This window comes from Streptomyces sp. NPDC006450 (assembly GCF_040612195.1).
Lineage (GTDB): Bacteria > Actinomycetota > Actinomycetes > Streptomycetales > Streptomycetaceae > Streptomyces.
Window position 1 is genome coordinate 46,989 of sequence record NZ_JBEXPT010000026.1, and the last position, 13,472, is coordinate 60,460.

A 13,472-nucleotide genomic window follows, 5' to 3' on the forward strand; every position below is an offset into this window, starting at 1 on the left:
GGCCCCGGCCGGTTCCCCTCCCCGGGTACGGAGTTCGCCGCGTCGGAGCTTGCCGGTCTCCGTGCGGGGGAGCTCGGCGACGAACTCCACGGCGCGCGGATACTTGAAGGGGGCGATGGCCGCCTTGACGTGCTCCTGGAGCGCGCGGACGGTCTCCGGGCCCGCCGGGACGCCTGCGCGCAGCACCACGTAGGCCTTGACGAGCATTCCGCGCCGTTCGTCGGGGACCCCGACGACGCCGCAGTCCACCACGTACGGGTGGTCGGCCAGCGCCTTCTCGACCTCGGGCCCCGCGATGTTGTAGCCGGAGGAGACGATCATGTCGTCGCTGCGGGCCACGTACCAGAAGTAGCCCTCGGCGTCGCGGATGTAGGTGTCGCCCGTGATGTTCCAGCCGCCCCGGACGTACGTGGTCTGGCGCGGGTCGTCCAGGTAGCGGCAGCCGGTGGGCCCGGTGACGGCGAGCAGGCCGGGCTGCCCGTCGGGGACGGGCAACCCGTTCGCGTCCACCACGGCGGCCCGGTAGCCCGGGACGGGCCGGCCCGTGGAGCCGGGGCGGATGTCCTCGTCGGCCGCGGAGATGAACACGTGCAGCATTTCGGTGGCGCCGATGCCGTCGATGATGCGCAGCCCGGTGGCGGCGTGGAACTCCTCCCACACGGTGGCGGGCAGGGGTTCGCCCGCCGACACGCAGCGCCGCAGCCCGGCCAGCCGGCCGGCCGCACCCGCGGCCAGGATCGCGCGGTAGGCGGTGGGCGCCGTGAACAGGACGGTCACCCCGTGCGCGGCCACGAGGTCGGCCAACTGCCCCGGCGTCGCGGTCTCGACGAGCAGCGTGGCGGCCCCGACGCGCAGCGGGAAGACGACCAGCCCGCCGAGCCCGAACGTGAACGCGAGCGGCGGCGTGCCGGTGAACACGTCGTCGTGCTGCGGCCTCAGGACGTGCCGGGAGAAGGTGTCGGCATTGGCGAGCACGTCCCGGTGGAAGTGCAGGGTGGCCTTCGGACGCCCGGTGGTGCCGGAGGTGAAGGCGATCAGGGCCACGTCGTCGGCGGCGGTGTCCACGGAGGTGAAGACACCGGCCTTGGCCGAGCAGCGGACGGTGAGATCGTCCCCGCCGGGGCCGCCGTACGCGACGACGCGCTGGGCGACGGCCCGGGGGGAGCGGGGTTCGGCAGAGGTATCGGTAGGCGTACCGGCAGGGGTATCGGTATCGGTATCTGCATCGGTGGCGACGTGGGCCGCGGCTTCGAGTTCCTCGAGGTAGCGGTGGTCGCACAGGGCGACGGTGGGGCGGCTGATCTCGCACAGTGCGGCGATCTCGGCGGCGCGCAGCAGCGGCACCGTGGTGACGGCCACCCCGCCCGCCTTGAGGACGCCGAACCATGCGGCGACGAGCCAGGGGTTGTTCGGGCCGCGCAGCAGCACGCGGTTCCCGGGGAGCAGGCCCAGGTCCTCGGTGAGCACCTGGGCGACCTGGTTGGCGCGCTGCAGCAGATCGCCGTAGGTCCAGCGCTCGTCGGTGGTCAGCAGGCAGGGGCGGTCGGGTCCCCAGCGCTCGACGGCGTCGTCGAGGAGGCTGTGGGCGCAGTTGAGCCGGTCCGGGTAGTCCAACTCCGGCAGGTCGAAGTGGAGTTCGGGCCAGAGGTCGAACGGCGGGAGCCGGTCGCGGCAAAAGGTATCGGCGTGCGCCGAAGGGGAGAGCTCCATGGGGCGGCACCTCGTTCAGGGAGCAGCGGGGGAGATGGGGCAAGTATCTCGATAAATTGGCGGCCGTCAATTCCTCGCCATATCTCTGTGAGGTGATCGTCGCCTCCGGGTGGGCTCGCCGGAGACTCTTCGAAGGCCTCGCGGTGGCTTTCGGGCGGCTCCCCGGCGGCTCCCCGGCCGGCCTCGCTCGCCCTCCGTTACGCCCTCGATGTGCGCCGATCCGCGGCGCCCTGCATCTCAGGCGGTCGGCACGCGCACTCGTACGGCTTTGCCGAACTCGTCAGCTTGCACGCTCAGTTGACCGCCGGCCTCGGTGGCCATCAGGTGCACGAGCAGCAGGCCGCGCCCGTTCTCGGCGTCCGGGTCCACCTCGCCCCGCGGGTGCGGCAGCCGCGGCAGTGCGCAGGCTCCGTCGGTGACCTCCAGCTGGAGCCATCCCCCTCGCAGGGAGATCCCGACGCGCAGGCGGCCCGCGTCGGCGGCGTGCAGGACGACGTTCCCGACCAGCTCGCTCACGGCCAGCAGGAGCACGGCCGCGATCTCGGCGGAGACTTCCCAGCCGTCGAGCACCGAGCGCACGCGGGAGCGGATCAGGGGGACGGTCGCCGCGGTGGGCTCCGCGGCCCAGTGGTCGAATCCGCGGGCCCGGGAGGCGATCGCGGAGGCCGTGCCGGCCGGGTCGGCCGCGGGGGCGACGGGCCGGCCGGAGGGGGGTGTGGAGGTGAGCATGGCGTGCTCCCGGAGGGGGAAGGCGACGACATTCGCGCGGTGGCTCGTGTAACTGCCGGGGAACTGGTAGTGCCCGTGCTCTTGTGGTCTGCGGAAACGCGTCGCTAGAGTTGTGATTACACGTGTAACACGCTAAGCCTCCTCCCCGGCCCGCGCAAGCATTTCGGACATACGTTACGAAGCCTTGTCCCTACTGCCGGCGCGGCCGTGGCCGGACGCGCACCTGGAGCCATCGGCCCCCTCGGGGCCGAGCAGACTGGAAGGGCCGCAATGACGCAATCGCTCCCTGCCGCGATCGACCCGGCGGACATGACCTGGCCGCCCCCGCCGTTCCGGACACCCGTGTCCGCGGTCGTCGACGCGGACGGGGTCCGCCGCTTCGAGGGGGTCACCTACGCGACCTCGCCGGGATACCGTCCCCGACTGCTCGACGTCCACGTACCCGCGGGCGAGGGTCCCTTCCCGGCGGTGGTGTGGATCCACGGCGGCGGCTGGCTGGACGGCGACCGGCGCTACCCGCCGCCGACCGTGCCCGTCGAGCTGCTGCACGGCTCGGTGCTGGGGGCGGGGCTGGCCCTCGTCTCGATCGACTACCGGCACAGCCTGGAGGCCCCGTTCCCGGCCCAGCTGCACGACGTGAAGGCCGCGATCCGCTACGTCCGGCAGTTCGCCTCCGCGCTGGGCATCGACCCTGACCGGATCGGGGTCTGGGGGGAGTCCGCCGGTGGCCACCTCGCGGCCCTCGCCGGGGTCGTCGGCGCGGACACCCCGGACGCCGAGGCGCTGGAGGGCGCGCACGGAGTGGGCGCCGGCGACACCGCCGTACGGGCCGTCGTCGACTGGTACGGGGTCTCCGACCTGCTCACCCTCGCCGAACACCCCATGCCGGGGTTCCCGCCGATGCCCGGCGGAGCCGAGTTCCCCGACCCGTACGAAGCCCTCCTCGGCGCGTCCGTCGCCGAACGCCCGGAGCTGGCGCGGGCCGCGAGCCCCGTCACGTACGCCGTCGAGGGCTCCGACCCGCCGCCGTTCCTGCTGATCCACGGAACCCGGGACGGGCTCGTCCCGTACAGCCAGAGCGAGGAGCTCGCGGCGGCTCTCGCGAAGGCCGGGGGAGAGGTCGTCCTGACCCCCGTGGAAGGCGCCGACCACATCTTCCTGGGCTCTCCCGACATCGATCGCATAGTCATCGACAGCGTCGCCTTCCTCGCCCGCCACTTGACCGCCTGAGCACAGCCACCACCGAAACCAGCGGCCCGGCCCGACCGGACGCCCCGTCCCGGGGCGCCCGGCACGGCCCCGGGTCGCTTCCGGATCTGCGGTGCGGTGCGGCGTGGTGGGGTGTAGGTACACCGCGGGCTCCACTCCGCCTCCGGCCGCCACCGAGGGCCTGCCGACGGGACGTGTCCTCGTGTTCGGGGTCGAACGAGGGGGATCGCTTGTCGCGGTACACGGCTGATGCCGAAGCAGGGACGAAGGGATCACTTTCCCCGCCTGGCAGGGGCGTCACTCCGTGACGCTCGCTGAGCTGTTGGTCCGGCTCGGCGGCTTCGGCCTGGGTCTGACGTGGAGCGTGGAGCTCGACGAGATCCCTGGGACGTCGGGGCTGCCGACGACGGCGTGCTCGGCGAACTTCGGCGCCACTACCCGGACGCCGTAGCCCTCTGAGCGGAACCGTGACCCGGCGCCCCACCCGCCGGGCCGAAACCCCCGCCTACGAGGTCTCGCGCTGGACCAGGATCGCCTCTACCGCGGGGATGGGAGCGGTCGTGCCCGTCTCGATCAGCTCGTGCACGGCGTCGGCGACCAGAGCGGGCGAGACGAGGTCCAGGCGGATCGAGGTCAGCGGGGGTTCCTGGAGCCCGGCGAGGACCAGGTCGTCGGAGCCCACGACCGCCACGTCCTTCGGTACGGAGAGCCCCTCGGCCCGCAGCGCGTGGAGGAGCAGGGCGGCGTACTCGTCGTTGTAGGCGAACACGGAGTCCAGGCCGAGGCTCCGCCAGCGCCGCGCCAGCGCGGTCGCGGACTCCGGGGTGTACGAGAGCTCCACCGGCGTCACCGTGGCCATGTGCCGGGCGGCGACCGATTCGGCGCCCGCGAGCCGCGGCCGGGCGAGCGTTGCGAGGCCGCGTTCCTGGGGCATGACCACGCCGATACGGGTCCGGCCGCGGGCGATCAGGTGCTCGGCGGCAGTGGCGCCGATGGCGGCGTGGTCGAAGCCGATGGTGTGCGCGCCCGGGACGGGACGGGCGGCGAAGGCGATCAGCCCCCGCACTCCGGCGCGCCGCAGCAGCTCGGTGGCCTGCGCGGTGAGGCTGTCGCCGTCGAGGGCGATCACGGCCGCCGGACGCAGTTCGGCCCAGGCGCGAGCGGCGTCGAGGGGATCGGTGAAGCGCCCCGCGTGCAGGACCGCCGTGTAGCCGTGCCGGTCCAGCTCGCTGTGCAGGTCGTCGACCCAGTCGCTGACGAGGCGGCCGACCGCGGAGATCGACGCGGGCATCAGGACGAGATTGCTGCGGCCGGCGCGCAGGGACCGGGCCGCGGCGTGCGGTACGTAGCCGAGCTGCCGGGCGGCGTCGAGGACGCGCGCGCGGGCGGCTTCACCGACGCGGTGGCCCTGGGTGTCGTTGAGGACGAAGGAGACCGTGGCGCGGGACACCCCGGCGAGGCGGGCCACGTCGGCGCTGGTCGGGGATGCCGTAACAGGAGTGTCTTTGGTCATGACGTCGATCGACGCTCCTTTTGATCGGCTCGATGCCTTCCCTTCGAAGGTTACACGAGTTAGATCAAGGGAGCGCGGGCCCGCCCGGATGGGCGGGCCCGGGAGGGGGAGGGTCACTCGGGTCGGCCGAGGGCCCCCTCGTGCAGGCGCAGGGAGTCCCCGGCGAGGTCGTCGAGCGCGGTCACCACGGAGTCGAAGCGCATCGTGGTGCGGGTGTCCTTCTCGTACGGGTTCCAGGTCGGCATGCCCGGATGGTTCGGGTCGCCGGTGCGGACGAAGGCGATCCAGGCCCCGTGCATGGTGTGCGCGAGCCCGTCCCGGACGGCGGGGTCGAGTCCGGCCGTCAGGGGCGCGTGCGCCCACTGGTCGAAGTTGGCGAAGGCGAAGGGCAGCTCGAGGCAGTGGGCCGCTCCGAGCCGGCCGTCGTAGGCGGCCGCGGGGAAGTCGAACTGGTAGGCCCATACCGGGTGACCCGCCGCGGCCCGCGCTTCGGCCAGCCGCAGGGCCGGCACCCGGAAGAGCTCGTCGGTGATGAGGTCCATCAGGACGCCGGCCGGACCGGCACCCGGGCGGGCGTGCTCGTACGCCGAGTAGACCCCGGGGGCGGCTTCGGGGCCGAAGGTCTCCGCGATCCGGTCGGTCACCTGCTCCCGGGAGGCCGCGGCGTAGGTCCCGTCGAGGGCGAAACCGAAGTTGGCCTCCTCCCGGGTCCAGCCGATCATCACCTCGATGCCCGCGGCGGCGCCGTGCAGCAAAGCCCGCGCCGGGTGGCGCGGCAGGGTGACCCCGTCGACGACGGGCAGGAACGGCGTGGGCCAGTACCCCCAGCGCGTGGTCAGCGCGAACAGCCCGCCCATGGCGCCGATCAGCTCGGGCCAGGGTGCGGCGCGCAGCTCGGTCAGATTCTTGACCCCGGCGAGCTCCAGGTACGCGGCGGTGCGCTCCCGGTAGGCGTCGGGCGCGGGCAGGTCCAGGCCGAAGGGCGGGCTCATCAGGATCACCCGACGGATCAGGTCCTGGGCTTCCGGCAGGCCGGCGAGGGCGGCCGTGGACACCGCGCCGCCCGACTGGCCGGCGACGGTGATCGAGTCCGGGTCGCCGCCGAAGGCGGAGACGTTCTCCCGTACCCAGCGCAGGGCGGCGAGCTGGTCGCTCAACCAGTGGTTGGCGCCGGAGCCGTCCGGCTCGCCCTCGGCGCCGGTGAGGAGGTAACCGAGCGGGCCGATCCGGTAGTTGATGCTGACGACGACCAGGTCCCCGTCGCGGGAGAAGGTCGCGCCGGAGTAGTTCGGCAGCGACCCGGACCCGGAGACGAAGCCGCCACCGTGGATCCAGACCAGTACGGGCCGCCGGGCGTCGTCGACCGCGGGCGTCCAGATGTCGAGGGTCAGGCAGTCCTCGTCGAAGGGCGGCGAACCGTGCCCGCCGAGGACGGGGTCGCCGCCCTCCATGTACATCTGCGGGGCGCTGGGCCCGTCCGCGGTGGCGTCCCGGGTGCCGCTCCAGCCCGGATGCGGTTGCGCGGGCCGCCAGCGCAACGCGCCGACCGGGGGCGCGGCGTAGGGCACGGCCCTGAAGACGGCGAGCCCGTCCTCGACCGAGCCGCGGAGCGGGCCCGCGGGCGGATGCGCCACGGGGTGACCTGGTCCTGGGGTGGGTGCCATGAGTCGATCCTTCCTGGGGCGCGCGCCGGACGCGCGCCGGCCTGCCGAGAATATGGCGTCAATTTTGCGACCGTCAATGTTTCGCAATACCCGGATCGCCGGCGGCCCCCGCGCTGTGTGTGTGCGGTGGTCGGCGGGGCTGCGCGAGGGGCGGGCCGAGCAGGTTCCGGATGTCCCGACGTTCCCGGACGCCCCGACCCCTCGGCCCTGGACCCTGGACCGCTCGGATGGTGGGGCGCCCTGGAGCGGCCTGGCTGCACTGCCTGGATGGTCGGGCAGGCCGCCGGGCCTGCTCCGGGGGCGCGTGCCCCCGGATGTCAGGTGCCGAACGGGGCCGCACGCACTGCCCGGCGCGCCTGGCCTGCCTGACCGTCGGGCCTTGTCTGCTGGAGGTCCGGGGGTGGGTACGCGGTCCGGCCCGGGTCGGCCTGACCGTCGTGGAGGTCCGTCACATCCAGAGGGTGTCGGCCGCCATGCGTTCGGCCTCTGTCTCCAGCAGGGGCGCGAACGCCCGCCACACCAGCAGGCACGCCCCCACGGCGGCCAGGGCTCCGGCGAAGGTGTCGCTCAGCCACTGGGCGTGCTGCCAGGTGCGGCTCCACATCATGGCGCCGGTGTACCCCGCGCCGAACAGCCACCACCAGCGCCGGCCGCCCGGCGGGAACAGCACCACCGCGGCCGCGATCACCAGGGCGACCGCGGTGAAGACCTGGCCGGAGGGGTACGAGCCGTCGTTGACCAGGACCCAGGTGTGCGGGGGCCGCGGCCGGTCGGCCAGCTGCTTGAGCGGCAGCACCAGGAGCACGTTGGCCAGGATCGCGGTGGTGAACACGAAGAGCGCCGACCGCCAGCGCCCGTACATGCACAGGCAGCCCATCAACAGCAGCGGCAGGACCGTGCCCAGCGGCCCGCCCAGGCGGTCGAGAACGGTGGCGAACCCGCTGGCGGTGTCCGTGGGCGAGCCCTCCAGCGAAGCGGCCCACGCGTCGTCGAGCCCCTGGAAGAAGGGCTGTTCGTCCACGCGCAGGAGCACCCCCATCAGCACGGACAGCAGGGTCAGTGCCAGACCCCAGGCGAGCGCGTGGCGTGGCGGAGCTGCGGGAACGGGCCGCCTGGGCGGCCGCGCGGGGATCGGGGGCGGGGTCAGGGCGTGACCGGGGAACTGGGACATGACGGAACCTTTCGCGGCCGCCTTCCCGGGCGATGGGGGCGCGTGGGAAGACGGCGGACGGGCGCGAAGCGCGGGGACGAGCGGAAGCGGGGATTTCGAGCGGGCGTGGCCCGAAGCGGGCTGCCGAGGCAGATGTGCCCGTGCGGGCGTACCGAGGCGGACGGACCCAGACGGGTGTACCGAAGGCGGCGTGCGGATGTGCACGGGAGAGGACGCCCGGCTTCTCGCCGGCCAGTCGGCGCGGGGCCCCAAGCGCGGTGGCGAGCGGAGATGTGTCGGGCGGGCTGGAGTCGGCAGCCTCGGGGCCTGGCCAGCCGGATCGGCAGGGCTGCTGGATCGGGCGGGTCACCCGGATCAGCCGGAGCGGCACGGTGGGTCGGATCGGCGGGGTCGGCAGGTTCGGTCGGATCAGCCGGATCCGGATGTTCGGCCGGCTCAGCGGGTCCGGCCGGTTCTGGAGGGTCGGCCGGGTGGGCCGGACCTGCCGGATGGAGCGGGTCAGCTGGATCTGCAGGGGTGGCCGGATCAGCAGGACCTGCGCGGTCGGTCGGATCGGCAGGGCGGGTTGACCGGCCCGGTCAGCCGGATCGGCCGACTCGGCCCGAGTTGGCTGAGCGGGCCGAGGTGCACCGACGGCGGGCGCTTCGGCCCCTGGCGCGGCAGCCGAAGGCGTGCCGACGCGTGGGCGAGCCGCAGGGGTGGGTGGGCTCCGCTCAGGGGTGGGAGTGGGGTCGGCGCGGTGCGGCACGGAGTATTGCGGACGCGTGACCGTCGCCACAAGTGCAAGAGGGTTCTCGGTCGGGTCTGACTTGCGATGAGGCCGCGTCCGGCTGGTTACACGTGATCGACCTGGACTTCGTCCACGGGTCACGATCTGTACGGAGGTCTGCGCCAACCCTTGGCTAGACCGGTGAGTGAGTGCTACACAGTGTCCAAGCACCTGGAGTGACACGTGTAACAAGGTTGGCGTGTCAGCCGCACTGCACTGCACAGCACTACAAAGCACCGCACCGCAGAACCCGCAGCACAGCCCCACCGCACCGCACCGCAGGCACCGCACGCACCGCGCCGAGCAACCGCACCGCGTCAGCCGCCTCGCGCTCGGCGCGGCACTTCCCGGCGACGCCCTCGTGCGCAACCGCACCTTCGGCGTCTCCGTCCTCCCCGCGCACCGCACCGGCGGTTCCCCCACGCCACCTCCCCGCTCCGTCCCCCGAGGAGTCGTCATGGCTACCAACGAGATCATCGACCCGCCCGCCCAGGCGGATCCCGAACCCTCCCGCGGCCGCGGGCTCCTGCTCCTCCTCCTGGTCGCGAACTCCGCGATGATGGCCGTCTACATGGGCGTCGGCTCCGTCCTCCTGCCCACCCAGATCGCCGCGATCGCCGGCGACGACAAGGTGGCGGTGCTCGGCCTGATCGGCGGCATCAGCGCGATCTTCGCGACCGCGTTCAACCCGATCGCCGGCGCCCTCTCCGACCGCAGCGGCCGTCGCAACCCCTGGGTCCTGGGCGGCGCGCTCGGCTCGCTCGTGGGCCTCGCCGTCCTCGGCAGCGTCGCCACCGCGCTGCTCGTCGGGATCGGCTGGTGCCTGGTCCAGGCGACCATGAACATCTACCAGGCCGCCGTCACCGCGATCGTGCCCGACCGGGTGCCCGCCGCCCGGCGCGGTACTGCGTCCGCGCTGGTCGGGCTGGGCCTGCCCATCGGCGGCACGGTCGGCGTCCTGATCGCCTCCCAGACCTCGGAACACCTGCGCACCGGCTACCTCGTCTTCGGCGGGGTCATCGCCGGAGCCGCGCTGCTGCTCACCACCTTCTGCCGGGACGTCCCGCGCACCGAGCCCGCCCCGGACGCGCCCGCCGCCCCCAAGGGGGCCCAGATCAAGGCCTTCCTGTCGGCGCTCGCCCACCACGACTTCCGGTGGGCCTTCATCGGGCGCGCCCTGATGGTCCTCGGGTACTTCTCGGTGGTCGGCTACCAGCTCTACATCCTGGGCGACCACATCGAGCTTCCCGGCGGGCTGACCCCGCCCGCCGCGATGGCGGTGCTCACGCCCGTGTCGATGGTCGCGATGGCCGTCTCCACGGTGGTCGGCGGGTTGCTGTCCGACCGCTGGAACCGCCGGAAGGTGTTCGTCGGCGTCTCGGCCGCCCTCGCCGGGCTGGTCATGGTGGTCCCCGTCGTCAGCCCCACGTGGACGGGCATGCTCGTGTTCAGCGCGCTCAACGGCCTGGCCTTCGGATGCTTCATGGCCGTCGACACCGCGCTCGTCACCCTGGTGCTGCCCCGGGCCGAGGACGCCGCCCGCGACATGGGCGTCCTGAACATCGCGAACGCCGGGCCCCAGATCATCGCCCCCTTCGTCGCCTCCGCCGTGGTCACCACCCTGGGCGGCTACACCCCGCTCTTCCTGGTCGGCGGAGCCCTCTCGCTGATCGGCGCACTGGCGATCCTCCCCATCCGCAGCGTGCGCTGATACCGCCGGGCCGGATCCCCCTCAACCTCCGGGCCGCCCCTCCCGGGCGGCGGCCCGGACCGCACTCCGGTGGGCTCGCGCCGAGGGTCGCGAGCCCACCGGGCCCCACCCCTGACCGACCCTCGCGCTGTTCCCGGGTGCCGGTTCCCGGTTTCCGAGTCCCGGGTCCCCCTTCCCAGGTCCCGTTTCCCGATTCCCGATTCCCTTTCTCACTTCCTCTCCGAAGGAGCGTTCCTTGCAACGCAAGCGAGTTCTGCCGCTGGCCGCCCTGCTGCTCTGCGCGCCGGCCCTCGCCGGTACGGTGCCCGCCGCCGTGGCCGCGCCGCAGGCCGGGCCGGCGCCCGCACCGGTGCCCGCGGGCCCGCTGAGGATCCTGCTCACCAACGACGACGGCTACAACGCGCCCGGCATCCGGCTGGCCTTCGCGCGGCTGACCGCCGCCGGGCACGACGTCACCATCGTGGCCCCGCTGACCAACCAGAGCGGAGCCGGCACGAAGACCTCCAACTCCCCGTCCCTGGCGGTCCGCCACCCCGAGCCGAAGGTGTGGGCGGTCGACGGAACCCCCGGCGACTCGGTGAACTTCGGGCTGTCCGAGGTGTTCGAGGGGGGAGCGCCCGATCTCGTCGTGTCGGGCACCAACTTCGGCCCGAACGTGGCCGCACTCGCGTCCCACTCCGGCACGGTCGGCGGAGCCGTCGCCGCACTGGACGCCGGCGTGCCCGCGATCGCCCTGAGCACCGGCGGCGTCGCGGCTCCCGACCCCGTGACCACGGTCAACGCGATGGGGCCGACGCTCGACTTCGCGGTCAAGCTGATCGACCGGCTGCGCTCGCGGGCCCGCTCCGGCCCCTTGCTGCCCGAGGGCGTCGGCCTCAACGTCAACCATCCCGTGGTCGGAGCCGACGGCAAGGGCACCCCGGCCGGGGTGGCCACCACCTTCCAGGACGCGCAGGCCCTCCTGAAGGCCGACTACACCGATGCCGGCGACGGCACCTGGAAGGTCGGCGTGAAGGTGGACCTGAAGACACCGGCCCGGGGCAGCGACGTGGAGGCCGTGAGCGCCGGGAAGATCGCCGTCAGCCCGATGAACGCCGACTGGAACACGGGAACGGTCGACTTCGCCGTCACCGCCGCCCTGCTCACCGGGCTCCGCCCGTAGGTCAGGCATGCCCCTGGTCGGCAGGCCTCGCCCAGGCTCGGCCTGGCCCATGGCCGGCTCTCGCCCATAGCCGGGCAGGCCTCGCCCGTGGGCCGGGCCGCGCCCCGGCAAGTTCCGCCGACCGCACCAGCAGGCCTCCGGGGGCGGGGCGGGCGTCACGCGCCCCGTCCCGTCCCCGATGGTCCCCAACCCAGGAGTAGGGATGCAACGGCTCTCGCACCGGATCACCGCCCGGCTTTCCACGGCAAGACCCTTACTCGGCACGGTGCTCGCCCTCACCGCGGTGATCGCCACCGCGCTCCCGGCCACCGCCTCTCCCGGCGGACCTCCCGGAGGCGTTCCGGGCGGCCCGGCGGACGGCTCGCCACGCCCGGTGGTCTCCCTCGCGCAGGGCGCGCTGCGCGGCCGCGCCCACGACGGGGCGCAGGAGTTCCTCGGCGTGCCCTACGCCGCCGCACCGGTCGGGGCGAACCGGCTGCGCGCCCCGCAGAGGCCCCCGCACTGGAACGGGGTGCGCGAGGCCGTCGAACAGGCCCCCGCCTGCCGGCAGTTCTCGCCGTTCGGACTGCGCGATCCCTCGGCGGTCAGCGAGGACTGCCTGTACCTGGACGTGTACCGGCCGGGCCGGCCCCGCGCGGGGGCCCGGATGCCGGTGATCCTCTGGATGCACGGGGGCGCGTACAGCCAGGGCACCGGTACCCAGTTCGGCGGGCGCACGATGGCGGAGCTGACCGGCTCCGTCGTGATCAGCATCAACTACCGCCTCGGCCAACTGGGTTACCTGGGCCTCCCCGAACTGGGCCGGGAGAACGCGCTGCGCTCCGGCTCCTTCGGCCTGATGGACCAGATCCAGGCGCTGCGCTGGGCGCGGGAGAACGTCGCGGCCTTCGGCGGCGACCCCGGCAACGTCACGGTCTCGGGCCAGTCCGCGGGCAGCGGTTCGGTGTGCGGGCTGCTCGCGGCTCCGACGGCGGCGGGGCTGTTCCACCGGGCCGCCCTGCAGAGCGGCCCCTGCACGCTGCTGCGCACCCCCGACGCCGCGCGGGCCGAGTCCGAGGCGCGGGCCTTCGCCGTGAGCGCGGGCTGTCCCGACCCGGCCGGGGCCGTGGCGTGCCTGCGCGCGGCTTCCGGGCAGTCACTGGTGAACGCGGCCCGTACGCGGCCCACTTCGGGTCCCGCGTCGGGCGACGGGCTGCTGCCGCGCGATCCGGCGGCCGCGATCTCGGCCGGGTCCTGGAACAAGGTCCCGGTGCTGATCGGGAGCACCCGCTCCGAGGCGCGCTTCTTCGTCGCGCTGACCCAGCCCGCCCTGACGGCCGAGCAGTACGCGCAGCAGATCCTCGCGGGCTACGGCGCGGCCGGGCCGGAGGTCCTCACCCGCTACCCGGTCGCCGCGCACGGATCCCCGTACCTGGCGCTGTCGGCGGTGATGACGGATGCGACGTTCGCCTGCGAGACCGCCCGGACGTCGCAGTTGTTCGCCCGCCAGGTCCCCACCTTCACCTACGAGTTCGACGACCCCGATTCGCCGACCCTGGCAGGGGCTCAGGTCCCCGGCCTGGACGAGTCGAACGCGCACAGCGCCGAACTCGCCTACCTGCACGACTTCACGATGGGGGAGCGACCCCTGACCCCCGTCCAAGTCGCCCTGGCGACGAGGATGAAGCGCTACTGGGGCGCCTTCGCCCGCCACGGCGTTCCCGCGGTCGCCGGCCAGGCCCCCTGGCCCGCGGCCCGGCCGGGGGGGGCGGGGCGGGCGCGGGGGCCCGGGGGGGGCCGGGGGGGCCCGGCGGGGGCGGGCCGGCACCCAATACAATTAAGGGGCGGGCCGCCC

Annotated in this window: 9 protein-coding genes and 1 pseudogene; 5 read left to right on the forward strand and 5 right to left on the reverse strand. The window is 73.7% G+C overall.

Annotated features, from left to right (window positions below; all coding sequences use genetic code 11):
- Positions 1 to 27 precede the first annotated feature (27 nt).
- Together ABZY57_RS11805 and ABZY57_RS11810 are read right to left on the reverse strand one after the other, a co-directional pair.
- Positions 28 to 1,710, reverse strand: a pseudogene (locus ABZY57_RS11805) (AMP-binding protein); the annotation flags it as partial.
- Positions 1,711 to 1,947: 237 nt separating this feature from the next.
- Positions 1,948 to 2,439: an ATP-binding protein gene (locus ABZY57_RS11810; RefSeq protein WP_356510722.1), complete on the reverse strand. Its 492-nt coding sequence runs from the start codon at positions 2,437 to 2,439 to the stop codon at positions 1,948 to 1,950.
- Between the two features lie 270 nt (positions 2,440 to 2,709).
- Here ABZY57_RS11810 and ABZY57_RS11815 point away from each other — a divergent pair, with 270 nt between their 5' ends.
- Both ABZY57_RS11815 and ABZY57_RS11820 read left to right on the forward strand, forming a co-directional pair.
- Positions 2,710 to 3,669 carry an alpha/beta hydrolase gene (locus ABZY57_RS11815; protein WP_356510723.1) on the forward strand — a complete coding sequence of 320 codons (960 nt, stop codon included), beginning with the start codon at positions 2,710 to 2,712 and terminating at the stop codon, positions 3,667 to 3,669.
- 283 nt (positions 3,670 to 3,952) lie between these two features.
- Complete coding sequence (locus ABZY57_RS11820; RefSeq protein WP_356510725.1) at positions 3,953 to 4,099, forward strand: hypothetical protein; 147 nt, start codon at positions 3,953 to 3,955, stop codon at positions 4,097 to 4,099.
- Between the two features lie 54 nt (positions 4,100 to 4,153).
- Here ABZY57_RS11820 and ABZY57_RS11825 read toward each other — a convergent pair whose 3' ends face one another.
- From ABZY57_RS11825 to ABZY57_RS11835, 3 genes are all read right to left on the reverse strand, one after another.
- Positions 4,154 to 5,161, reverse strand: coding sequence for a LacI family DNA-binding transcriptional regulator (locus ABZY57_RS11825; protein WP_356510727.1), 1,008 nt, complete (start codon positions 5,159 to 5,161; stop codon positions 4,154 to 4,156).
- Between the two features lie 113 nt (positions 5,162 to 5,274).
- Entirely contained in the window at positions 5,275 to 6,825 is a 1,551-nt protein-coding gene (locus ABZY57_RS11830; RefSeq protein WP_356510729.1) for a carboxylesterase family protein, read from the reverse strand.
- Positions 6,826 to 7,273: 448 nt separating this feature from the next.
- Positions 7,274 to 7,996: a phosphatase PAP2 family protein gene (locus ABZY57_RS11835; protein ID WP_356510731.1), complete on the reverse strand. Its 723-nt coding sequence runs from the start codon at positions 7,994 to 7,996 to the stop codon at positions 7,274 to 7,276.
- Positions 7,997 to 9,222: 1,226 nt separating this feature from the next.
- Between ABZY57_RS11835 and ABZY57_RS11840 the strand changes: the two genes are divergently transcribed.
- The 3 genes from ABZY57_RS11840 to ABZY57_RS11850 all read left to right on the forward strand — a co-directional run.
- The gene (locus tag ABZY57_RS11840) at positions 9,223 to 10,476 is read left to right on the forward strand and encodes an MFS transporter (protein ID WP_356510733.1); all 1,254 of its coding nucleotides are present in this window, start codon (positions 9,223 to 9,225) and stop codon (positions 10,474 to 10,476) included.
- A 235-nt stretch (positions 10,477 to 10,711) separates the two neighbouring features.
- The gene (gene surE, locus ABZY57_RS11845; RefSeq protein WP_356510736.1) at positions 10,712 to 11,638 is read left to right on the forward strand and encodes a 5'/3'-nucleotidase SurE; all 927 of its coding nucleotides are present in this window, start codon (positions 10,712 to 10,714) and stop codon (positions 11,636 to 11,638) included.
- A 202-nt stretch (positions 11,639 to 11,840) separates the two neighbouring features.
- Positions 11,841 to 13,472, forward strand: a 1,632-nt coding sequence (locus tag ABZY57_RS11850) for a carboxylesterase family protein (protein ID WP_356510738.1), incomplete at its 3' end; no start/stop codon positions are given.

What these genes read in the sequence shown, in the direction of transcription:
- ABZY57_RS11840 (WP_356510733.1), top strand. Translation starts at nt 9,223, where the DNA reads ATGGCTACCAACGAGATCATCGACCCGCCCGCCCAGGCGGATCCCGAA.
- ABZY57_RS11815 (WP_356510723.1), top strand. Translation starts at nt 2,710, where the DNA reads ATGACGCAATCGCTCCCTGCCGCGATCGACCCGGCGGACATGACCTGG.
- ABZY57_RS11825 (WP_356510727.1), bottom strand. Translation starts at nt 5,161, where the DNA reads ATGACCAAAGACACTCCTGTTACGGCATCCCCGACCAGCGCCGACGTG.
- ABZY57_RS11830 (WP_356510729.1), bottom strand. Translation starts at nt 6,825, where the DNA reads ATGGCACCCACCCCAGGACCAGGTCACCCCGTGGCGCATCCGCCCGCG.
- ABZY57_RS11810 (WP_356510722.1), bottom strand. Translation starts at nt 2,439, where the DNA reads ATGCTCACCTCCACACCCCCCTCCGGCCGGCCCGTCGCCCCCGCGGCC.
- ABZY57_RS11835 (WP_356510731.1), bottom strand. Translation starts at nt 7,996, where the DNA reads ATGTCCCAGTTCCCCGGTCACGCCCTGACCCCGCCCCCGATCCCCGCG.